The following is a 22,676-nucleotide window of genomic DNA, read 5'->3' on the forward strand; positions in this document are numbered from 1 at the left end:
ATTCTTGTATCTACGAAAATGCGTCGATTCGGCGCTCCAAGGTTAGTTGTGAGTAGATTCAAAACGCTCAAATCGCTTCGACAGGCCGGTACAGACACGTCCGATGGGAGCATTCGTGAAGTCGCCAAGATGAGTTGGCCGATCATCGTCGGCATGCTCTCGTACACGGTGATGGGCGTGGCCGACACGCTCTTTGTAGGCTGGATCGGCACAAGTGAGCTGGCCGCCGTCGGCCTGGCGACCACCGCGATCCTGCTGCTCAACGCTCTGTTCATGGGCACACTGCACGGCAGCAAGGTGCTGTGCTCGCAGGCGACCGGCCGAGGATGTCCCGAAGAAGCCAAGCGCTTTGGGTGGGCGGGGGTCTACCTGGCACTTCCGTTCGGGCTCATCGTCGCGGCGCTCGCGTTCTTCGGCGCCCCCATCTTCTCGCTGATGGGCGGCCCGGCCGAGGTGCAAGCGCTGGCTCAGGACTATTTTTGGGTGGCCGCCGCCGGCTCGATCTTCTGGTACGTGGCGATGGCCATCTGCAACTACTTCCAGGGCATCGGCAATACGCGCACGCCGATGATGATCAGCGTGCTGGCGAACGTGCTCAACATCGCGCTCGACCCGCTGCTCATCTTTGGCCTCGGCCCGATCCCGGCGATGGGCGTCGGCGGCGCCGCGCTGGCCACCGTCATCGCCCAGGCCGCGGGCATGGTCGTCGCGGCGGTGATCTTTATGCGCCAGGTCGGCCTCATCCGCATGCCCAAATGGCGTCAGGCGGTCGACAAAGTGGTCGACCTCGGCTTGCCCATGGGCATTCGCAACGCGCTGGGGGTGGGGGCGTTTACCGCCTTTACGGCGCTGCTGGCGCGCATGGGCGAAGACCAACTCGCCGCCCACCAGATCGCGCTGAAGGTCATGAGCATCAGCTTTTTGCCCGGCCAGGGCCTCTCGGAGACGGTCACGATCCTGATCGGCCAATACTTCGGCGCCGGCCGCTTCGAGGCAGCCCGGCGCGCCTTCAAGTCGACGCTGCTCATCGCGCTGGGCCTGATGGGCACCTGCGGGGTGGTCTTCTTCGCCTTCGGTGAGCAACTGGTGCGCGTGTTCAACTCCGACGCCTCGGTCGTCTACCTGGGCAGCAAGTTGCTGCTCGTCGCCGCCTTCTATCAGGTGTTCGACGCCATCGCGATCGTGGCTACCGGCGCGCTCAACGGCACCGGCGACACCAAATTCACCATGTGGATGGGGGTGGGCAGCGCGTGGTTGGTGCTGCTGCCGGCGAGTTATCTGTTCGCGTTCACCCTCGAGGGCGGCGCGGTGGGCGCGTGGCTGGGCATGACCGTCCAACTCATCGTGTTGGCCGCCGTTACGCTCCTGCGCTTTACGCGCAGCGACTGGCAAGGTGCAGCCCAGCGGGCAGACGTAAAGCGTCTCGCGCCGGCGTGAGCCTAGTGGGTATTGAAGTCTTGGGGGTCAGAGAAGCCGGACGAGGAGCAATCCGCCGGCGAACGAGACGGCGTTTGCGGTAAACGCAACTCCCAGCGCCGGCGGCCAGCGCAGCTTCAACGCCTTGGCGTAGACGACCGTCTCGGCGGCCACGACCGCGGCCTCGATGACGGCCGCGCGCTGCCAGAAGGGCCAGTCGGCGAGCCCGCTGACAGCCAGGTACCAGGCGATCGGGTGGGTGACCAACGAAGCCGCTACGGCCACCGCGGCCACCCGCGCCAAATCGTCACGCAGTCCACACAGCCAGGCGATGAGCAGCGCGACCGGCACCTCGAGCGCGAGCGTCAGCGCCAGCGCTTCCCATTGCGTCATCGCGGACTACTCGCGGCGTCGGGCGACGGCCAGAATGCCCAGGCCGATGAAGAGCGGGGCGAGCGTGTTCACCGGCGCGCCGAAGCCCGAGCTGACGCTGCAGCCCTCGTCGGACGCGTCATCCGAGCCCGACTCGCCGGTCGAGCCGGTATCCTCGTCCATGCCGGCGTCTTCGTCACTGGCGTCGGGGCCCGCATCTTCGCCGCCGCTGGGCACCTGGCATTCCATGGTCCCGTCGACGTCGGTGCACTCACCGGTCTTGCCGTCGGGCGTGGTGCAGATATTGCCCTCGGGCTGACCCGAGCAGTCGACGATCACGTCGGCGCTCACCGGGGCGGCCAAGGCCAACATACCTGCGAGTGCGACCAAAAAGCTCAACTTCTTCATAACAACTCCATTTACTCGGATCTGACGAGTTCACTCAGTCTAGGGGCAATGTGTGCAAGAATCCAATAAGCGCCCGGCGCTCCTCGGCCGATAAATCGAGGCCGAACGGATGGCCCGGCACGGTCGCGGGGCGCTCGGGGTCCAAAAACGCGTCCAGCGAGCGCACCGACGCGTCGTGGAGCAGGTACGGCCGGTCGCCGACGCCGGCGAGCGACGGGATGCGATAGCGGCCCGTGGTCCGCGCCGGCGAGAGGGCGGCGGCGGGGTCGGTGCCCACCAGCCGGTAATCGACCGGCTCGGCGACGCTGCCGTCGGTGTGGTGACAGCGGCTGCAGTTGGTTTCGAAGAGTGCCCGCCCCGCCTCGCCAGCCTGCTCACTCGCCTGCTCACGCTTGGTCACCGGCAGGTTCCACAGATAATACGCCATGGCGAACGCGAGCTGGCGCGGCGGACGCGCGGTCGCGTTCTGCGAGACGATCAGCAACGTCTCGATGCGCACCGTCAACGCCATCAGGCTGTTGGCGACCGACGCTGCCGCGTGCAGGTGCGACTGGTAGCGCACGGCGCGCAGGTCCGGAATCTTGGTGGGGTTGTCGGTCGCATCTTGGCTCGGGTCGAGCTGGCCGGGCCGCCAGCCTTCGGCCAGCGTCCCCTCGATGCCGCCCAGCCGATACAGCTCGCCGGCGTCGAGGCTCGCGTTCGAGCGGCCCGAGACCAGCGGGCCTCCGCCCTCGCGCACCGAGGCATGGCACGTCGAGCAGGTCCACGCCGCCATCTCGGTGCCATTGTCGAGCCACTCGGCGACCACGCCGCCCACCCGGCCCTCCTCGTCGACCCAAAACCCGGCGCGTTCGGCGTTCTCGCGGCTTTCGACCACCGGCGCCAGGCGCCCGTCGACCCGCAGCGGATAGGTGTAAAACGCGCGCTCACCGAGCGCGATGAGCCCGTCGTGCGTCCACTCGGCGGACCACGGGTCCGACGCCGGCGCGCCAGTCGGCTCACGGCGGCCGAACGTGTCGAAGGAGCCGAAATCGGCGGTCGTCACCGGCGAGGCCGACGGGCGGCGCACCGGCAGCGCGTCCCAACTGTCGGGCGCGCCCGTGGCGTAGTGGGCCAGACGCGTGCGGCTATACAGGTTGTCGGGGTTTTCGAGGCTCGCCTCGAGGATGCCTCGCCGAAACTCGGGCGACTCGACGTAGCGCCTGCCCTGCTCGATCGGCTCCAGTTCGCTCGCGCGCGGCCCACCGGCCGGCTCACTGCCGCAAGCGACGCTCAAACCGAGGAGCACCACTCCAAACACCCCCGCGAACTTGTAACTCATCGACATCATGCACTTAGCATATCGACTCTGCCGGCGAGGGTCGAGAAACCCTCTTGACGCACCTTCTGATTTCTGTTCACGTAAAGGCGTCGCACGAAATTGGCGACGAGTGAATGACTTTTTGCAGGCAATTTTGATGAATCGCACCCTTCCGACATACGGCTTCGACCGCCTCAACTCCCACCCGATCGTCTCCGGCATTTTTGTCGACGAGCGCGTGGTTGTCGTGTCGGTTCGCCAGCCGATTCATCTGCCTGCACGTGAGGATGTGTGATGATGTGACTTAGAGTTCACGCACATACTCCCCCATCTTCAAGGGCCGCAGGCAGACTTCGAACTGCCAGCGGCTTTTTTGTTTTTCTTGTTCGGTATTGGCCGAGCATTTGGACGGCGTCAGGGATGACGCCCGAGGCACATCATGAGTACGGAGAACGAGGACAATTTAGAGCATCGTCACGGGGCGGACGCCCCGGCCGGAAGCATCCGCGAGGTCGCCAAGATCAGCTGGCCGATCGTCGTCGGCATGCTCTCGTACACGGCCATGGGGGTGGCTGACACCCTCTTCGTCGGCTGGGTCGGCAAGACCGAGTTGGCCGCCGTCGGCCTGGCGACCACGGCGATCTTTTTGCTGAACTCGCTGTTCATGGGGACGCTGCACGGCACCAAGGTGTTGAGCTCGCAGGCGACCGGCAAAGGCCGGCCCGAAGAGGCCAAGATGGCCGGGTGGCTCGGCTCCTTGCTCGCCATCCCCTTCGGCCTCATCGTCGCAGTGCTCGCCCTGTTCGGCGGGCCGATCTTCGCGGTGCTGGGCGGGCCGCCCGAGGTCCAGGCGCTGGCCCAAGAGTATTTCGGCGTGCGCGCCCTGGGCGCGGTGTTCTGGTACGTCACGATCGCCTACTGCGACTACTTCCAGGGCACCGGCAACACCCGTACGCCCATGAAGATCAACCTGGTCGCCAACGCGGTGAACATCGCGCTCGACCCGCTGTTGATCTTCGGGCTCGGCCCCATCCCGGCGATGGGAGTGAGCGGCGCGGCCCTGGCGACCATCATCGCCCAGGCTACCGGCATGCTCATCGCCACGGTACTCTTCGTCGGGCGCGCCGGCTTGGTGCGCAAGCCCGACTGGAAGGTGGCCAACAAGTTGATGCGCCTCGGCTTCCCGATGGGCGTACGCGCCACGCTGGGCGTCGGCGCGTTCACCGCCTTCACCGCCTTGTTGGCGCGCATGGGTGAAGACCAGCTGGCGGCGCACCAGATCGCCTTGAAGATCATCAGCATCAGCTTTTTGCCCGGCTACGGCCTGTCCGAGACGGCCACCATCCTGACCGGACAGTACGTCGGCGCACGCCGCTTCGAGGCGGCCCGACGCGCCTTCCGCTCGGTACTCTTCGTCGCCGTTGGCGTCATGGGCACCTGCGGAGTGGCGTTCTTCGCCCTGGGCGAGCATCTGGTGGCGGTGTTCAACACCGACCCCACGGTTGTGCGCCTGGGCACGCGGCTCTTGTACGTCGCCACGCTCTTCCAGGTCTTCGACGCCATCGCCATGGTCGCCACCGGCGCCCTCAACGGCATCGGCGACACGAAGTTCACCATGTGGACGGGCATCGCCTGCTCGTGGTTCGTGATGGTGCCGGCGAGCTACTTCTTCGGCGTCGCCCTCGAAGGCGGCGCGGTGGGAGCTTGGTTGGGGCTGACCGTCGAGATCGTGGTCGTCGCGGCGATCACGTTGGTGCGGTTTAACCGGACGAGTTGGCATGAGGTGGTTGTTGAGTAGGTCTGAGGGGCCTCTCCCTCGATCCCTCTCCTTCCCTTCGCTTCGCTACGGGTGGAGAGGGGGTTTGGGCCTCTCCCTCGATCCCTCTCCTTCCCTTCGCTTCGCTACGGGTGGAGAGGGGGCCTCTCCTCGGTCCTCTCCTTCCCTTCGCTTCGCTACGGGCGGAGAGGAAGATGTCGTTCGATCGATCTCTGTACAAGGTGCGCTGCAGCAACATCTTCCTCCCCTGCGCGAAGCAACGCGTAGCGTAGGGGAGGACCGAGGAGGGGACTCCTCCTCCGCGCAGCGAAGCGAAGTGGAGCGGTATGTGTCAAGATAGTTGTCGCGTCTGAATTATCTACGTCTCTTGTAAATTGAGCGGCGCAAGCCGCACCTCTTCGGGGCGCGTCCATCCTCGCGGCCTTCGACTCCAGCGTGCGGGATTCTTTTGGCGCGCCTGTTCATAGAGCTTTTGGCGTCTTTGTAGCAGCTCGACGTCTTCGCCCGCGTGGCGCTGCTCGGGGGTCACCCAGCCGATCCCGCTGTGATAGTGCTCGGTGTTGTACCAGCGGACAAACGCCTCGACCCACTCAGACCATTCATGCACGCCGTCGAGCGGCTTTTTGGGGTAGCCAGGCCGGTATTTGAGCGTGCGAAAGCTCGATTCGCAGTGAGGGTTGTCGTTGGAGACGCCCGGGCGGCTAAACGAAGCGGCCACCTCCAGGCGCTCCAGCGTCGCCAGAAGCGTCGAGCCCTTCATCGCAGCCCCGTTGTCGGCGTGGATGCAAAGTCCGCTCGCCTCGACCTGTTCGGCGAGGATCGTCTTTTCAATGAGGCGGCTCGACAGCTCCATCGATTCTTGGTCTTCGACGCTAAAGCCGACGATCTTGCGGCTGAACAAGTCCATGATCCAGTAAAGGTAGACAAACCGGCCGCGTACCTGGGTGGGCAAGTATGTGATATCCCACACCCAGACCTGGCCGGGGCTGGCGGCCACTAATTCGGGCTTCGGCCTGGGCTTCGGCGGCCGGCTTGGCTGGCGGTGGGTCATCATCTTCTCTTCGCGCAACACGCGGTAAAATGTCGACTCGCTGGCGACATACTCGCCCCGGTCGGCCAGGCTGCATACGATCTGCCGGGGGCTCACATCACAGAATTCACGACCTGTGGCGATGGCGACCACCTGTGCTCGCTCCTCGTCGGTGAGCGCGTGCGCACACCGACTGTGGGGTCCCTGGCGAGCGTCCTCGGCCTGCGGGTCTTTTCGCCACCGCTGTATGGTGCGCTCGCTGATGCCCAGGGTCCGACAGGCCTGGGCCTGACGCGCGCCGTGGGAGACCGCCTCTGCGATCATGTCGAGGATGACTTGTCGCTCTTGCCGATCATGGGAGCGTCCTCGTCCCCCCACAACCGGCGCGCCTTTTTTGAGAGCACCAACAAGGCGGCCGTCTCGGCCAGCGCGGCCTCCTTTCGGCGAAGCTCGCTTTCGAGTTCGCGCTTGTCCCGTTGGGCCTGGCGCAGCTTCTGGGTGGCCTCCTTCTTGGCCCTGGTGCGTCCATCAAGCCCCTCGTACATCTGCGCTCTCCAGCGTCGAAGGTCGCTTGTATGCACTCCTTCCTCGCGCAGGAAAGCGCCAAACTCCTTGCCCTCGAGCGCCTCGGCGGCCATCACAAGACGCAGCTTTTCGGCCGAAGAGCGTCTCTCGGGTGCCGACTCTGGCTTTGCCTCAGCACGCAAGGCACCATCGAGCGCCGCCTTTCTCCACCGCCAAAGCGTCGTCTTGCCCACGCCGCTCAGCTCGGCCAGGCTCTCCGGGCTGATCTTTTCGTCGAGCATCCGTCGAACAAGACGCTCTTTTAGCTCTTTAGGATATGGACTCATCTCGGATCTCCTTGTTGCCCCTTCGTTCCATGAAACTAACAATCGAAGAGGCGACAACTATCCTGACACCTGGGGGGAGGAGGACCGAGGAGGAGGCCGCCTTTCCTCCTCCCCTGCGCGAAGCACAGCGGAGCGTAGGGGAGGACCGAGGAGGGGACTCCTCCTCCGCGCAGCGAAGCGAAGTGGAGGAGGACCGAGGAGGAGGCCGCCTTTCCTCCTCCCCTGCGCGAAGCACAGCGGAGCGTAGGGGAGGACCGAGGAGGGGACTCCTCCTCCGCGCAGCGAAGCGAAGTGGAGGAGGACCGAGGAGGAGGAAACCAACCTAACTCAAACCTCAAAAAACACCGGCGGCCTCGGCACCCCATCGACCAGCGCATCGATCGCCGCTGCGGCGTTCAACAACGCCTTCTCCTTCCACGGCGCCGCGTAGATCATCAGCCCCACCGGCAGACCTTTGGCGTCGACGCCGCAGGGGATGCTCACCGACGGGTAGCCGCTGATATTGCCCAAAAACGTGTAGCGCGACACGTAGGCATTGATGCGCGAGTTGACTTCGCCGGTCTCCATCGCCCCTTGGGTGATTTCGGGGGCGACCATGCCGGTGGTGGGCGTGATGAAGAAGTCGTAGTCGTCGAAGACCTTGGCGAACTCGTCGACCACCACCGTGCGCACGCGCTGGGCGTGCAGATACTCCTGGGTGCTGATGCGCTCACCGACGGCGAGCAAGAGGCGAGTGTCCCAGTTGTACTCGTCGCGGTGTTGGCGAAGCCAGTCGCGCTGGGTGCCGGCGGCCTCCGCGGCCATTGTGACGTAGCCGACGCGCTGGGCCTGGTGGATGTGGGGGACTTTGCGCTCTTCGACCACTGCCCCCGCGCGCCGCAGCGCGCCGATGGCGTTCAAAAACGCATGCTTGACCGGGGCCTCGGCGTCTTCGCCCATCTCGGGCGTCCAGGCGATGCGAAGCTCGGTGGGCTCGGGCGGGTCGAGCTCGCCGACGGGCTCCGGCTCGGGCTGCCCGTGAGTCTCCTCGTCGCGCGGGTGCGCCCCGGCGGTCAAGTCGTAGAACACCGCCAGATCGTCGATGCTCGCCGCCAGTGGACCGATATGATCGAGCGACCACGCTAAGAGCGCGCCGCCGGCCGTCGGGATGCGCCCGTAGGTCGGCTTGATGCCGTAAATGCCGCAAAACGCCGACGGGATGCGCACCGAGCCGCCGGCGTCGCTTCCCACCGCGATGGGACACACCCCGGCGGCCACCGCAGCAGCCGAGCCGCTCGACGAGCCGCCAGGCGCGCGGCTCAGGTCGTGCGGATTCCGAGCGGTGATATGCTTGGGGTTGATGCCCGTGCCGCCAAAACCGATCTCGTGCATGGCGGTCTTGCCGAAGATGATCGCGCCCGCCTCACGCAGCCGCTCGACGATCGCCGAGTCCTCGCGGGCGATCTTGTTGCCCCGAAAGCAGGTGCCTGCCGTGGTCGGAAATCCGGCGATGTCGAACTCGTCTTTGACCGCCACCGGCACCCCGTCGAGCACGCTCTTGGGCGAGCCCTGCTCGAAGCGCCGCGCCGACTGCGCAGCCTGCTTGCGCACGTCGTCTTCGTCGAGCAATACGAACGCATCGAGCGGCTGGGCCTGCTGACCCGACAGACGCACTGCCGCGATCGCCGCCTCCACCACGTCCTCGGGCGTGCGCTCGCCGTCTCGGTACGCCTTGGCGTAGTCCCTCGCCGTCATTCGTCCATCAGCCATCACAAAACTCCGGTATTGAAATCATAGCTTCTTGGCACTCAGTCGTCGTTCACAGGCGGCAGCGGCGTCCCATAAGGCGCAGGGTCGCCCATCGCCCTCAGGTCGAGCTCGAACAGCGCGTCGAGGCCCATCTGGCTCAACAGCTGATTTTTGACGCCATGGCCCACCACCGGGGCTTCGGCGGCGCGTACCAGCGCCTTGAGCGGGGCGCCCGAGACTTTGATTTCTTTTTCGTCAGCCATTACTTGCTCCGAATTTCTAGACCTAATGCCCGTGCGACGACGCGGGCGTCGCGGGGGACGTCGTGTTCTTGGTGGGCGTCGACCGATACGGGACGGTAGTCCATCACGGCGCGGAGCGCCGCCTGGACGTCGGTATCGCCGCCGTCGAGGAGTGCTTCGAGCTTGCGCGGCTCGGTGAGCCCGGCGATGCGCAGCTTTTTGGCCCCCGGCAGCGAGGCGACGGCGGGAAAGTGGGTCGCCGCGACCACACGATCGCCGCGGGCGGCGAGTTTCTCGATGACCTCGGCGGCGATCTGGGCGCCCTCGTCGGGGTGAGTGCCGCGGCCGAGTTCGTCGAGCAGCCACAGCCTCGGGCTGTCGCCTCGATGCCACCAGTCGACCAGCCGGCCGACCTCGCGGCCGAACGACGAGAGACCCTGGCTGACTTCTTCGGCCAGGGGCTCTTCGCTCCCCACGTAGATGATCGCCTCGACCGGCGAAAACTCACAACGCGCCGCCGGCGCCGGCATGGCGTGCTGGGCACACCACTGGCAGATGCCGATCAGCCGCAAGAGCACCGACTTGCCCCCCATATTCGGCCCGGTCACCACCACCGGCTCTCGCTCCACCTCGACGGCGACCGGCTGGACCTCCTCGCGCGCGAGCACCCTCGAGATTTGGGGCTCGTGGCCGTGCTCGATCAGAATACCGGGCTGTTTTTGCCGATCGGGCCAGCAGCCCTCCAGATCGCGGCGAAGCCGGACCTTGGCGAGCCGCAGGTCGAGCATCGCCAGCGTCTCGGCGAGGTTTGCCATCCAGTCGACCTGGTCGCGCAATCGGTCGCTGAGTTGAGCGCGCAGGTCGTATTCGACCTCTTCGACTTGTGTCTCGAGCCCTTCGATCTCGGCCGACAACGCGGCGAGCTCCTCGTCGGCGAGCTTCCAGCCGGCGTGTGTCTGCTCGAGGCGCGCGTCGGCGCCGAGTGTCTTTTTGGAGAGTGAATCGGGGGGCCGGTAGGTGTTGTGGATGTCGAACGTGCCGCCATGGTCGGCGACCACCGCCTCCTCGAGCCCGTCGCGAAGCTTTCGCTCGCGCTTTTTCTTTTGGCGAAGCTCGATGCGAAGCTCGTCGAGTTCGTCGCTGAGCTCCGAGGCCAAGTGAAATCGCGGCGTCGCGCGTTGCTGCGGATGGATCGCCTCCATCAAGCCACGCACCTGCTCGGGACAGCTCTCGGGCACGCCCCACCCGTCGAGCAGGTCGAGCGCTGCGTCGACCACCTCGCCGGCGTAGTACAAAAAGCGCTTGGCCGTAAAAAGGTCGGCCTCACCCAGGACTTCCCCCACCTGCAATCTTCGCAAGGGACGCTCGAGCACGGGAACTTCGGCGAGCGCCTGGCGCACGTGCTCTTCCGAGGAGGGCTCGGCCCGGCAAAACGCCTCGGCTTCGACCAGCCGCTCCATCTCGTCGCGCCACGCCTCGGCTTCGGCTGGCCCGAAAAAGCGCGGCTCGGCCGCCAACGCCTCTCCGGCAGGGCTGTCGGGACTCAGACGCTCAAGAAAGTCGCGAATACCGAGAACGCTATGTGTCGGCGAATCGATGAAGTTGTCCATAATTCAGTAGCTGACGCCAGTCTTCTCACGCATGCAAGTCAAATAACCGTCGCGGTCGTGCACCACATTGCCGCCGTTGTCCCCCATCCCCGGCTCGACCTTCTCGATATTGTCGAACAGGCAGTCGCGGTGGTTCTGGCCGATGAGTTTGCGGCACTGCTCCTCGTCTTGCAGGTCGAGGAAGCACTCGTGCTCGAAGTCCTCGGCCATCTTTTTGGCGATCTCGGGCCCCACCGGCTCGGAAGCCCACAGGGTCAGCAGGTACCAAAAGGCGGTGCCCGCCACGATCACGGCGATGACCGCGAAGAAGGAGAGCTTCGACTTAAGCGAATTGTTGGCGTGTTCGTTTTCGGCGTTTTGACGGCTCATGGCTTTCTCGTACATCGAACGGGGACATCATGACAAGAAAGAGGCTCACAATAAGCCTATTCCTCCGCCACATCCGTCTGCGGACGATACCACCCCATCAACACCGCCGCGAGCACCACAAACGGCATCGCCATGAACGGCTCGTAGGTCAGAAAGTGGACCACGAAGCCGAACACGCCGATGAGCTCGCACATGATCCAGGTCGTCAGCGACATCGTAAAATAGGCGCTGCGCGCCTCGGTGCTCCCCGGGTAGCACTCCTCTCCGAGCGGCTCGAAGAACATGCGCTTTCGCAGGTTTTGCAGGATGGGGACCAGCGCCAGGGAGGCGAAGCCCAGAATGATCAAGATCTTCGGAGGGTTGCCGCGCGCAATCTCGGGAGGCACGAACTCCTCGGGCGGCGGGATCACCAGAATGACCAACGCGTAGATGAAGAGACTGAAGAACAGCGACAGATAGACCAGCCACAAGATCATCTTGAGGCTGCTGAGATCTTGCTTGTCGTCCTGGTCTGTCATCTTCTTGGCTCTCGGATTGTCGAGCGTTGGACCTTCCGAGGGTGCGCTTTGTCGAGATCGCCTGGCGGCGCCTCGACTTTGCTTACCCTCGGTGACGGTTCGATCTTAAGCACGACCGCGCTCCCGGGAGGCTCGCGAGGGCGAACCCCGACCCCGTCAGTTGAAAACTAACGCCCCGGCGTGGCCGCGCCTTGCTCGAGGGTCTCGCCGTTGCGCACGAGCGCGGTGTTCTCGCCGCCCTCGGCGCCGTAGGCGACCGCGTCGACGACGTCGCCGTCGCGGTTGGTCAGCGTGATGCTGTCGCCGCCGTTGTTCAGGTACAGCCCGTCGGCCACGAGCACCGTGCCCTCGACGCCGGTGAAGCTGTCGGCGTCGCCGCCGCCGAAGACGACCAGGTAGCCGCCCGGCGCGATGGTGGTGTTCGCCGGGAAGGTGTAGCGCTCGCTGACGTTGTCGCTGAGCGTCCAACCGCTCAGGTCGAAGGTCGTGTCGGACAGGTTCTGCAGCTCGATGTACTCGTCGGCGCGTGCGTCGCGCTCGCCGTCGCCGTTGGCGTCGCCGTCGAGGCCGGGTGCCGGGTCGGCGAGGAGCTCAGAAATCTGCACGCTCGCCGCGTCGGCGTCGTCATCGATCTCGTCACAGGTGTAGGTCGTGGGCACGCACACGCTGGTCGACAACCAGCTTCCGGTGCGCGTCTCGCGACAGGTGAACCCGTCGGGGCAGCCGTCGTCGGCGGTGCACTCGTAGGTGCACACGTTCGTGCCCTCGAGGTTGGCGCACACGTTGCCGTTCGGGCCACAGTCGGCGCTCGACGAGCACTCCGTGCAGATGGCGGCGGTGTCGGCGTAGGGGTGGGCGTGCGGGTTGTCGTCGATGCCGTGCACGCCGTACATCGTCTGGAACCAGTAGCTGTTGCCGTCCAGATCTTCGAGCAACTCGCTGTAGCGCTGCGCTTTGAAATCTTCGCGATAATCGACGCCGAGCACCGCGCCCAGGAGGTCGGTCACCGCCTTTTCGGTGCCGGCGTTCGAGAAGCTGGTGGTCGTGATGATGTCCAGGTTCTGACGGTCGGCCTTGTTCGGGTTCTGCCAGAACGCCTCGCCCAGCGCGTAGGTGTCGCAGCCCTCGGCGACCACGAGCTGATACTTGTCGCTGGGCATCTCAAGGGAGGGAATCTCCGAATCGTCGAGGTCACCCTCGAGGGTCTCGCGCCAATTGGCCAGCGCGAATCCGTACCAAGGGCCGGAGTGGCCGCTGAACATGGTCACTTCGTCGGTCTTGAGGCTCTCGCGCATCGCCTCCTCGAGCACGCGTCCGCCGGCGTCGGTGTCCGGATCGGTGCTCGTGCCCGGCTCGCCCCACCACAACGTCACGTGGACGTCGACCGGACCGTCGGGCGTCTGCAAGGTGCTGGTCAGCGGCGCGCGGTCCGTGGCGTAATCCTCCCACGTGTCGGTGGGCGACTCGAAGCCGTTTCGAAGCAGCCACTCGTAGCTCGCGCGGGCGTGCTTCTGGTGATAGGCGTCGTGATAATCCCACCCGAAGAAGACCTCGACGTCGAGCGTGCCGTCTTCGAACAGGCGCTTGTAGTCGAGCCAGGCGTCGTCGCTTCGCTCCTGCTCTTCGATGCGAAGCTCTTGCATGTAGTACTTCGAGTCGTCGACGTTGTCGGGCGAGAAGCTCGACCACGGGCTTCGCCGATACCACTCGTTGTTCATCTCGAGCTGCTCCATCTCGGCGTTCGAGACGTTCCCGACCGCCAGCTCGAAGGTCCAACTGCCGTCGGCGTTGGGCTGGGCGTCGGCCGTCTGAGCGAGCTCGTCGATCAGGTCGAATTGGCCGCCGACCTCTTGGACGAAGTCGAAGCTGTAAGTCAGCCCCTCGACCTTCTCGATGCCGAGATCTTCGTAGGAGCCGTTCTTGGTCAGCGCCTTGAGCTCGCCATAGCCGGCGTTGCCGCTATCCTCGGACTTGTCGATTAGGTAGGCGTTCAAGAACCAACCGATGACGACCTGCTTGTACGGAATCAGCTCGCGCACCCGCTGCAACCGCGCCTCTTCGCTCACCTCGGCGTAGCTCTCGTCGAGCGTGATCGTGGTGGTTCCCTTGACGAAATACTCCTGGGCCGACTCGCTGCGAAAATCGTCGGCCTTCTCGCCGGGGCTCAACACCGCGGGGATCTCCTCGGCGCCCTGCGCATCGTCCTGGGCCTCGCCGCACGCAGAAAGCGTCATCGAGCCCATCATTGCCAGCGTGAGCCATTGTTTCATCGAGGTCGATACGGCCATAAGTCATTCTCCAATATTTGAAGGCCTTGCAGAGTCGCTGCGCCTGCTATCAGGGGCTTGGGCCATTCCAGAGAGCACGGATCGTCCAGCCCTACAAATACGCGACTCTCTAATGGTCTTAGCTCTTAATAGCCTAGAGTTTCGCCATCTTCGACAGCGATTCTATAGGAGCCAGGGCATCTTGCCCTGGTAGATTACAAAATTAATGGCCTCTTTTGAGGCTTGTTTTAGGGATTCAAGCGGCCATTGTGAAAAGCTTTTGCTGATTCGGCCGCTCGAAGCCCAGAGACTGCAGATAATTTTCGTCGAAGCCGTGCTCAGGCGGGTTCGTCCATAATTGTTCATGCTCCATCTGACGGCGAAACGCTTGGAGCATGTCGCCAAAGCTGATGGTGGTCTTATGCCGCCACCACGGCGCTAGAAATTTCGCCCATTTCAGGTCGCGAGCCGGTTGCCCATGTGCCAGATACCACCGCACGACAAAACCATAGGCAAGCATGACAAAAGGGCCGGTGCGTCTGGATGCTCTGGGGTCGGCGTCCACGGGAGCTTGCGGCCCAGGCCGCTTTCGGCGATGGGTTTTGGCTGGCTTGCCGCGGTGGATAAAGCCGCTTTGGATGTCCTCGAGGTGCAAGAGCTGTTTGGCATCTCGAAACGTCATCTCCAGCGTCCAGCGCCGACAGATCGTCGTGAAAAAATCCTGGACTTCGGCGTCTGCTTCAGTGCGAAAAAAGCAGCGGTCGTCGTAGGTGCCGGTCGGATCGCGGGTGACGAGGATCGTCAAGACCCGTTCCTTGCCCATGCTCTTCCAGCGGGCCTGATACGTCTTGACCATCAGCGTAACCGTCCGGCCGTAGACGACAAGCTCCATGTGTTGCCAGGGGACCGAGGCGTCCTGAGCGAGTTCTTTGGGCGTCTCGAGGCGCTTGCCCCAGATGGGTCGCCGCCCACGGCCGGTGTGCTCGGGGCGTTTGTGTTGGTAGAGGGCGGCGTCAAAGCGCATCGGAGCCGTCAAAATGATGTTCTGGTCGAGCACGGCGCCGACTCTTTTGCAGGCATACTCGTCATCGACGCACAGCTCGAGTGGGCGCGTCGGCCACCAGCTTCTCAAGACCTCGAGCATCTCGACGGCGAGCTCGGTACGCCTCTTCCACTTGCCTTCGGGACAGGTCTTTTTGCTGCGGTAGAGCCGAAAGAGCACCGGAATCGCCACGCCCCTTGCGTGGACGAATGGACACGGCACCCAAACGGCGAGCACCACGAAATTGAGCCCGAAGCTAAAGCGTACACGATGCCGACCTTGCTCGTAGCTGACCTGCAGCGGGTCGTAGTGGAAGCCTGCGCCGAGTACCATGGGTCCGCTTCTGCGACACAGAGTGTCGTCGATCAAGATGGTCACCGATTCGCCAAGCCACGGCTCGAAAAGCCCAAGCATCAAGTGCCCCAGCTCATCGGTGCTCCACTTGGCACGGCTGAAAAGCCTGTAGAAGCACGAGAAGTGCTTGGCCTTGCCGCGATCAGTGGGATAGAGCTGGGGCATATGAAAGATGGCTCTGAGGCAATTGGAGATCCAGCCACGCGCCGGATTCATCAGCCAGGCCAGCATAAGAAACTGAAAGTTAGCGAAACTGGGAGCCGAAAAAGCGCTGCGAAACTGAGCGATGAGCGGAAGAATCGTCGACGTCATGATGTTTGGGAGGTGCGGGTTTTGAGACAGCTCGGTGGTTTTTGGCGAATTCACCAACCTGTCGAGAAGCCCGTTTTATTTTCCCCTTCCCGATCAACGTCTTGCGCTGCATCTAACCGATGGCCTCTCGAACCTCCGTATCAATCGTTACCGTCTGAAAAGATGGCGAAACTCTAGAATAGCAGGCGCCTCGAATTCTGCAAGGCCTCACATTATCCCACACCCAACCACACCTACTCATCGGCCGCCAAATCGACGGTCAGATTCTTGGCGCGCACGTACACCATCACGCCTTCGGCAGGATCGCGCCCGGCAAAGAGCGCTTTGGGAAGGGTGACGCGGCCCTCGGCGTCGGGGCGCACCATGAAGGTAAAGAAGCCCTCCTCGTCGACCTCGGCCCAGGCGCCGCTGTCGGTGCTGCGCACCGCCGTCGCCTCGGGGTCGTCCTCGACCGCCGGTAGCGGCTGGGTGCCCACCGCCTGCATCTTCTCGGTCTTCGGCCCTGAAATCGCCTCGAATTTCAGGGTCTTGGCGCCCTCTTCGCCGTCGGCCTCGTCGGACCGTGCCTGCAGCAAGGGGCGCTGCCGCTCGGCGGTGCGCAGCGACTGGTCGAGCAACTCCTGAGGGATACTCCGCTCGGTGGTCATCGCGTCGATCGCCTCGTTGGTGGTCGTGTTGCGCAAATCATCACGCGTGGCATCGGCCCCTTCGACTTGGCTTCGCTCGATCACCAAGGTCGCCTCCTCTTCGGGCTCGTCGGCGTCGAGCGCGATCAGATCGGAGGCCGACAGCTCGATCGGTTCATCGGCCGGCGGCCTGTCGCGCAGAGTGGTCTCGGCATCCTCGACCTGACTCAACTGGTCTAGACGGTCGTCAGTCATGGCTGCTCCCCAATTGGGCATGTGTGGCTTGCGCCAGTTGTTTGCAATACTGGGAAAAGTGTGCCGGAGATAGCCGAATTGGACAAGGGCTGGCTTCGTCGATTTACCTTGCCTTGCTTGCTGCAGCGCCACTTCCTCACCTTGCCACACCGCCCCAATCCGATTTATAGATTCCCTACTACGATTTAACGCTGTCGCGAGGTCACCAAGCATGCCTCATCCCCCGCTGTTTCGGTATAACGAAGACCGCCCGCATATCGTCTCGGAAGTCTGCCGGCGAAGCTACGCCGACATTTTGTCGGAGACGCGCAAGAGCGATGACGACGGGCTCGAGTACATTCTCAACGACGCCGCCTTCCAGGAGGTCGAGCGCCTGCAGGTCGAGCAGGGCCCCGAAGAGGAGGTCCGCCCCATCTCGTGGTGGCGGGACATCTCGCGGCGCATCGGCGAGATGAGCGAGTCGGAGAAGCGTGACATTTTGCGAGATCTGACACGCACCTACGCCGACGACATCGCCGGCAAATTCGACCCGCGCGTCTACAAGTTGGCCACCGGCGCGCTGCCGCTGGGCCTGGGTATGCTGTTCAAGGCTCAAGATCTGCGCGAGCTGCCCATCGGCCTGATGCACCTTCGCAAGGCCTACAAGCATATCCGCGACCTGAGCGAGCGAATTGTCGTCGAGGGCCACACCGACACGCTGCGCCACCTGGCGCGCCGCGGCACTCTGGTGGTCGTGCCCACCCACAGCTCCAACATGGACTCGATCCTGATGGGCTGGACGCTGTACCAGTCGGGCTTGCCGCCGGTGACCTACGGAGCGGGCAAAAACCTCTTTACCAACCCGCTCACCAGCTTCTTCATGCACAACCTGGGCGCCTACAAGGTCGACCGGCGCATCAAGCACCAGCTGTACAAAGACCTGCTCAAGACCTACTCGCAGGTACTGTTGGAGCGCGGCTACCACAGCCTCTTCTTCCCCGGCGGCACCCGCTCGCGCTCCAACCAGGTCGAGCAGCATCTCAAGCTGGGCCTTCTGGGCACCTCGATCACCGCCTACACCAACAACCTGCTCAACCACGGCAAGGAAAAGCCGCTGTATATCTGCCCGGTCACCATCAACTACAACCTGGTGCTCGAGGGCGAGAGCCTCATTAAAGACCACCTGCGGCGCGAAGGCGGGCGGCGCTACTTTCTGGAGAACGACGAATTCAACCAGATCAGCAAGGTCGTTCGCTTCGCGCTCAACACCATGCAGATGTCGTCGACCACGGTCATCCGCTACGGCCGCCCGATGGACCCGTTTGGCAACCTCGTCGAAAAAGACGGCAACAGCTACGACCGGCGCGGCCGCCGCGTCGACCCGACCAGCTACGTCAAAGGGGCGCTCACCGGAGACGTGTGCCACGACGAGTCGCGCGACCGCCAGTACACCCGCCACACCGGCGAGCGCATCGGCGACGCCTTCTTGGCCAACACCGTGTTGATGCCGGTGCACATCGTCGCGTTCGTGCTCTTCGAGATCTTGCAGCGCAAATTCCCGCGCTGGGACGTCTATAAGCTGCTGCGCCTGGCCACCGGCGAGGTCATCCCCTGGCACCGGGTCAACCGGGTGCTCGAGACGACACTCGAAGAGCTGCACAGACGCGAGCAGGCCGAGGAGTTTTGCCTGTCACAGTTCGTCCACGACCACGACGCCTCCGAGATCCTCGAAGAGGGCATCAGCTACCTGCGCACCTACCACGTGCCCGAGCTCGTCGAACGGTTGATGAACGGCGTGCTCCTTAACAAGCTCGACCTGCTCTATTACTACGGCAACCGCGTGCGCTCTTATGATATTGACCTCGATGCAGTGTTTGCGCGCGCTCAATGATTTGGTGTGACTAAGGGAAACTAAGCCGTTCGCTTCGCTCACTGGTTACTAAGGGTCACTACGAGCAACTGAGCGGCCCAGTCACCCTTAGTCACCCTTAGTCACCCTTAGTCACCCTCAGTCACCCTTAGTCACCCTTAGGAAAAAAAATGGATGTTGGCCTGGTTGGACAAGGCGACCGCTTCGAAGCCCTCGCCCACCTGCTTCGCAACCACGACGTGTTCCACTGGGACGCCGACGGCGCCGACGGTGACGTCGAGCTTCCCGAGCACGTGCGCCGCGCGGAGTTGAGTGACTTGAGGGAGATCCCCATCATCTTCTTGTGCCTGCCGATTCACCGGGTCCGCGAGACCGGCCGCGAGCTCGGCAGCGTCCTGTCGGGCCGCCACGTCCTCATCCACACCACCCGCAACCTCGAGTTTGGCACGCTGCACACGCCCTCGGCGATCCTGAGCGAGGAGACCCCCACCCAGCGCTTCGGCTTTTTGACCGGCCCGTTCCACACCTCCGACGTCCTCGCCGGGCGCCCCAGCTCGGGCGTGTGTGCCTCGGAGTTCCCCGAGGTCCACGAGCTCACCCAGGACGCGCTCGACACCGCCGACTTCCGGGTCTACCGAAACCAAGATATCAAGGGCTCCGAGGTCGCCGCCGCCTACACGCGCATCATCGCGATGCTGTCTGGCATCGGTCGCCAGATGGAGTTTGGCCACAGCCTCGAGGCGACCCTCTTTACCCGCGGGCTGGCCGAGACGGCCCGCTTTGTCCTCTACCGCGGCGGCTACGAGAAGACCGCCTTCGGGCTGGCCGGCGCAGGCAACCTGCACCTGGACACCTCGCCCAGTTCGAGCCCCGAGGCCGACATCGGCGCCGAGTTCATGCGCCGCGAAGGCGTCGATCCCGAGCAGCTGCGCGCCGAATTCGGCGTGGCCGCCAACGGCCTGTTCAACCTGGTCAAGTCGCTCGAGTCAGTCGCCGAAGGCTCGGGAATCGACCTGCCAATTTTGCAGCATGCGATCGAACTGATCGAGGGAAACATGACGGCGCACAAGGTGGTGGAGGCGTTGTTGGGGTTGCCGGTGTTTCATGAGTAGGGAGTTCGGGTTTGTAGGCGCTGCTCTTTGGCGCCTTACATATCCGTAACTTCGTGCTTACCATCCTCCAAACACTTACTGCGGAGCCCCAAACCATGAACACCTCAGACACCCTCTTGTTCGCCACGCGTAACCAGCACAAAGCGCGCGAGTTCCAGAGCCTGCTGGGCGACTTCATCAACCCCTCATGGCGAGTCTTCGACATCGCCGACTGGCACGACCAGGTGCCCGAGGTCGTCGAGGACAAGGAGACCTTCTGGGGCAACGCGGTCAAAAAGGCGCTCGAGGTGTCCAAGCACACCGGCAGCGTGGCGCTGTCGGACGACTCCGGCCTCGAGGTCGACGCCCTCGACGGTGCCCCGGGCGTCTACAGCGCGCGCTATGCCGGCCCCAACGCCACCGACGAGCAGAACAACCGCGTCCTCATCAAAGAACTCGAGGGCGTGCCCGAGAAGAAACGCACCGCCCGCTACGTGTGTGTCGCCGCGCTGGCCATCCCCGACAACAAGATCGGACGCGCGCTCATCGCACGCACCAAGGTCCCCTTTGCCGAAATCGGTGAAGCCGAGCCAGATAAAGAGCAGTCGATGGCCCGCGTCGACAACCGTATCGTGGTCTGGTTTCGTGGAACCGTCGAAGGTTTGATCATCGACGAGCCGCGCGGCACCGAAGGATTCGGCTACGACCCACACTTCTACGTCCCACAGTGGGACAAGACGATGGCCGAGGTGCCGCTCGACAAGAAGAACTCGATCAGCCACCGCGCCGAGGCGTTGAAAAAGATGGCCACGTTTTTTCAGGGTCGCCCGTAGTAAAGCGCTCTTCTTGCAGATGAGGCGCCGCAACTTCTGCAAGGCATACGCGCCAGCAATCAAGAACCAAGAACCAAGAACCAAGAACTAACAAAAGATGTCCGAAGGCCCGCAGCCCCCACCAGACGACGCCTCCCAAGACGCCCAGTCCGACAGCAAACTCGGCACCTTCGGCGGCGTCTTCCGCCCTACCGTGCTCACGATCTTGGGCGTGATGATGTACTTGCGCGAGGGCTGGCTGGTCGGCCAGGCCGGCCTGACCGGCGCGGTGCTCGTCATCTTGACGACCTTTCTGATCACCGGCACCACCGCGCTGTCGCTGTCGACGATCACCACCAATATCCGACTGGGCGCCGGCGGCGCGTTCGCCATCATCGCCCAATCGCTGGGTCTGGAGGCCGGCGGCGCCATCGGCATCCCGCTATACCTGGCCCAAGCCCTCTCCGGGGCGCTTTATATCTACGGCTTTGCAGAAACCTGGGTGACGATTTTCCCAGACCACCCCATGTGGGCGGTGATCTTGAGCGTGTTCGCCGTCGCCTACCTGGCCGCGTTCATCTCGACCAAGCTCGCCTTCAAGCTGCAAGGCCTGGTCATGTTCGCGGTGCTGGCCTCACTGGCCTCGATCGCGCTCGGGCTGACGAGCGTGACGACCGAGCCGACCTTCCACAACCCGCAGTTCTGGGGTGAATTTCAGGACGGCGGCTTCTGGCAACTCTTCGCGGTCTTCTTCCCGGCAGGCACTGGCATCATGGTCGGCGCGAGCATGTCGGGCTCGCTCGAAAAGCCGCGCCGGAGCATCCCCCGCGGCACGCTCGCCGCGGTGGGCGTGTCGCTATTCGTCTATCTGTTCATGGCCGTGTGGTACAGCGTGCTGGCCGATCCGGCCTCGCTGCGCGGCGACACCCTCATCGTCATCGAGAAGGCCGCCTGGGGTGAGCTGGTTGTCGCCGGCATCCTCGCCTCCACGTTCACCGCCACCCTGAGCTCCTTTGTGGCCGCCCCCAACGTCCTGCAGGCGCTGGGCCAGTACGGCGTGCTCCCCAAAGGCGAGTTTTTCGCCCAGAAGAGCGATCGCGGCGAGCCGCGCATCGCCTCGCTGGTCACCGGCGGGCTCGTGTTGTTGGCCTTGTCGCTCGGAAGCCTCAACCGCGTCGCCGGGCTGATCACGATGTTCTTCTTGTTGACCTACTTCACCATCAACGTGGTCGTGCTCATCGAGCAGCGCCTCGGGATGGTGTCGTTCCGCCCGATCTTTCGCGTCCCGCTCTTCGTGCCGGTCATCGGCACGGTGGCCTGCGCCGTCGCCGTCTTCGTCATCAGCCCGACGTTCGCGCTCGCCGCCATCAGCATCGTGGTCGCCGTGTACGCCTACCTGGTCAAAAAGCAGCTCGAGCAGCCCTGGGAGACGGTGCGTAGCGCCATGTTCGTCGCGCTCGCCGACTGGGCCGCCAAGCGCATCATGGGCTCGCAGGAGTCGAATGAGCGCTCCTGGAAGCCCAACCTGCTCATCCCGGTCGAGTCACGCGCCCAGATCGACGGCCACTACCGATTCTTGCGCGCCCTCACCCAACCCAAAGGCTCGCTGCAGATCGTGGGCATTCGCTACAACGACGAAGACCACGACGACGAAGAAGAAGAGGCCGAACCGGAGGCGACAGCCGACGCACGCGCTCCCAGCACCGGCCGTTCTACCTTAGTGGGTGCGCCCAACACGGCCATGATGCGCAAGGTCGATGGGGCCGAAGGCCGCTTTCATTCCATGGATCGCATCGCCGCCGACTTCCAGAGTGAGGGCCTCTTTGCCAGCTCGGTGATCGTGGAGGCAGACACCCTTCTCAAGGGCGTCGAGATGAGCGCTTCGGTCATGCGCGGCAACTTCTTTCGGCCCAACGTGCTCTTTGGCATCGCCCATCACTACGATCAGGCCACCACCCAGGGGCTGGTCGACATCTCCGAGGAGTACGACATGGGCGTCGCCTTCTTGTACCGCCATCCGGAGGCCGGCTTGGGCCACGAGCGCACCATCAACGTATGGATCCGCGACCAGAGCCCCGACTGGCCGCTCGGCTTGCGCCTGTCCAACCTCGATCTGTCGCTGCTTCTGGCCTATCAGATCTGCCGCACCTGGAACGGCGAGATTCGGTTCATGACGATCTGCGACGATCCCGACAACGTCGAGGAGGCCGAAAATTACCTGGAGCAACTCGTCGAAGATGCCCGCCTGAACCGCTACGGCAAGACGTGGGTGCGCTCGGGCAACTTCATGGAGGAACTCCGGCGTGCCCCGCGCGCCGATCTGAACATCTTCGGCTTGGCGAGGGACGTGGACATGGAATTCTTGCGCAAACTCGTGCGCGAGACGCAGCACTCCTGCCTCTTCGTGCGTGATTCGGGGCACGAGAGCGCGTTGGCATAAGGAAGGC

The 22,676-nt window shown here is 63.9% G+C and carries 20 protein-coding genes; 7 read left to right on the forward strand and 13 right to left on the reverse strand.

What is annotated here, in order from left to right; all coding sequences use genetic code 11:
* The first annotated feature begins 48 nt into the window (after window positions 1-48).
* Window positions 49-1,437 carry an MATE family efflux transporter gene (locus FIV42_RS11900; RefSeq protein WP_168210585.1) on the forward strand — a complete coding sequence of 463 codons (1,389 nt, stop codon included), beginning with the start codon at window positions 49-51 and terminating at the stop codon, window positions 1,435-1,437.
* Between the two features lie 27 nt (window positions 1,438-1,464).
* Here FIV42_RS11900 and FIV42_RS11905 read toward each other — a convergent pair whose 3' ends face one another.
* From FIV42_RS11905 to FIV42_RS11915, 3 genes are read right to left on the reverse strand one after another with little or no spacing between them, the layout of a single operon-like run.
* Window positions 1,465-1,809 (reverse strand): hypothetical protein, encoded by a 345-nt coding sequence (locus FIV42_RS11905; protein WP_141197903.1) that lies wholly within the window; start codon window positions 1,807-1,809, stop codon window positions 1,465-1,467.
* Between the two features lie 6 nt (window positions 1,810-1,815).
* Window positions 1,816-2,196 carry a hypothetical protein gene (locus FIV42_RS11910; protein ID WP_141197904.1) on the reverse strand — a complete coding sequence of 127 codons (381 nt, stop codon included), beginning with the start codon at window positions 2,194-2,196 and terminating at the stop codon, window positions 1,816-1,818.
* 34 nt (window positions 2,197-2,230) lie between these two features.
* Complete coding sequence (locus tag FIV42_RS11915; protein WP_168210586.1) at window positions 2,231-3,517, reverse strand: c-type cytochrome; 1,287 nt, start codon at window positions 3,515-3,517, stop codon at window positions 2,231-2,233.
* Window positions 3,518-3,653: 136 nt separating this feature from the next.
* Here FIV42_RS11915 and FIV42_RS30130 point away from each other — a divergent pair, with 136 nt between their 5' ends.
* On the forward strand, window positions 3,654-3,791 hold the full coding sequence (locus FIV42_RS30130) for a hypothetical protein (RefSeq protein ID WP_168210587.1): 138 nt from the start codon (window positions 3,654-3,656) through the stop codon (window positions 3,789-3,791).
* A gap of 144 nt (window positions 3,792-3,935) precedes the next feature.
* Entirely contained in the window at window positions 3,936-5,294 is a 1,359-nt protein-coding gene (locus FIV42_RS11920) for an MATE family efflux transporter (protein ID WP_141197906.1), read from the forward strand.
* Between the two features lie 337 nt (window positions 5,295-5,631).
* Here the strand turns inward: FIV42_RS11920 and FIV42_RS11925 are convergent, their stop codons facing one another.
* The 10 genes from FIV42_RS11925 to FIV42_RS11970 form a co-directional block, all read right to left on the reverse strand.
* Window positions 5,632-6,627: an IS3 family transposase gene (locus tag FIV42_RS11925; protein WP_141196617.1), complete on the reverse strand. Its 996-nt coding sequence runs from the start codon at window positions 6,625-6,627 to the stop codon at window positions 5,632-5,634.
* A complete protein-coding gene (locus tag FIV42_RS11930; protein ID WP_141196618.1) occupies window positions 6,624-7,154 on the reverse strand; it encodes a transposase in 531 nt (176 codons plus the stop codon). The genes FIV42_RS11925 and FIV42_RS11930 overlap by 4 nt, the downstream gene beginning before the upstream one ends.
* A 327-nt stretch (window positions 7,155-7,481) precedes the next feature.
* Window positions 7,482-8,903 (reverse strand): amidase, encoded by a 1,422-nt coding sequence (locus FIV42_RS11935; protein ID WP_141197907.1) that lies wholly within the window; start codon window positions 8,901-8,903, stop codon window positions 7,482-7,484.
* Window positions 8,904-8,941: 38 nt separating this feature from the next.
* Window positions 8,942-9,145, reverse strand: coding sequence for a hypothetical protein (locus tag FIV42_RS11940; RefSeq protein ID WP_141197908.1), 204 nt, complete (start codon window positions 9,143-9,145; stop codon window positions 8,942-8,944).
* Complete coding sequence (gene kamC / locus FIV42_RS11945) at window positions 9,145-10,734, reverse strand: lysine 5,6-aminomutase reactivase ATPase KamC (protein WP_141197909.1); 1,590 nt, start codon at window positions 10,732-10,734, stop codon at window positions 9,145-9,147. Before kamC ends, FIV42_RS11940 begins: the two co-directional genes overlap by 1 nt.
* A gap of 3 nt (window positions 10,735-10,737) precedes the next feature.
* Window positions 10,738-11,103: a hypothetical protein gene (locus FIV42_RS11950; protein ID WP_141197910.1), complete on the reverse strand. Its 366-nt coding sequence runs from the start codon at window positions 11,101-11,103 to the stop codon at window positions 10,738-10,740.
* 56 nt (window positions 11,104-11,159) lie between these two features.
* Window positions 11,160-11,621 carry a hypothetical protein gene (locus FIV42_RS11955; protein WP_141197911.1) on the reverse strand — a complete coding sequence of 154 codons (462 nt, stop codon included), beginning with the start codon at window positions 11,619-11,621 and terminating at the stop codon, window positions 11,160-11,162.
* 167 nt (window positions 11,622-11,788) lie between these two features.
* Complete coding sequence (locus FIV42_RS11960) at window positions 11,789-13,909, reverse strand: lamin tail domain-containing protein (protein ID WP_141197912.1); 2,121 nt, start codon at window positions 13,907-13,909, stop codon at window positions 11,789-11,791.
* Between the two features lie 235 nt (window positions 13,910-14,144).
* Window positions 14,145-15,596 carry an IS701 family transposase gene (locus tag FIV42_RS11965; protein WP_449304753.1) on the reverse strand — a complete coding sequence of 484 codons (1,452 nt, stop codon included), beginning with the start codon at window positions 15,594-15,596 and terminating at the stop codon, window positions 14,145-14,147.
* 233 nt (window positions 15,597-15,829) lie between these two features.
* On the reverse strand, window positions 15,830-16,477 hold the full coding sequence (locus tag FIV42_RS11970) for a hypothetical protein (RefSeq protein WP_141197913.1): 648 nt from the start codon (window positions 16,475-16,477) through the stop codon (window positions 15,830-15,832).
* Between the two features lie 211 nt (window positions 16,478-16,688).
* Between FIV42_RS11970 and FIV42_RS11975 the strand changes: the two genes are divergently transcribed.
* The 4 genes from FIV42_RS11975 to FIV42_RS11990 all read left to right on the forward strand — a co-directional run bounded on the left by FIV42_RS11975 (window position 16,689) and on the right by FIV42_RS11990 (window position 22,669).
* Complete coding sequence (locus FIV42_RS11975; RefSeq protein WP_141197914.1) at window positions 16,689-18,347, forward strand: 1-acyl-sn-glycerol-3-phosphate acyltransferase; 1,659 nt, start codon at window positions 16,689-16,691, stop codon at window positions 18,345-18,347.
* 149 nt (window positions 18,348-18,496) lie between these two features.
* Window positions 18,497-19,438: a hypothetical protein gene (locus FIV42_RS11980; RefSeq protein ID WP_141197915.1), complete on the forward strand. Its 942-nt coding sequence runs from the start codon at window positions 18,497-18,499 to the stop codon at window positions 19,436-19,438.
* Window positions 19,439-19,533: 95 nt separating this feature from the next.
* Entirely contained in the window at window positions 19,534-20,250 is a 717-nt protein-coding gene (locus FIV42_RS11985; protein WP_141197916.1) for a non-canonical purine NTP pyrophosphatase, read from the forward strand.
* 97 nt (window positions 20,251-20,347) lie between these two features.
* Complete coding sequence (locus FIV42_RS11990; protein WP_141197917.1) at window positions 20,348-22,669, forward strand: amino acid permease; 2,322 nt, start codon at window positions 20,348-20,350, stop codon at window positions 22,667-22,669.
* Window positions 22,670-22,676 lie beyond the last annotated feature (7 nt).

The organism is Persicimonas caeni (genome assembly GCF_006517175.1).
GTDB lineage: Bacteria > Myxococcota_A > Bradymonadia > Bradymonadales > Bradymonadaceae > Persicimonas > Persicimonas caeni.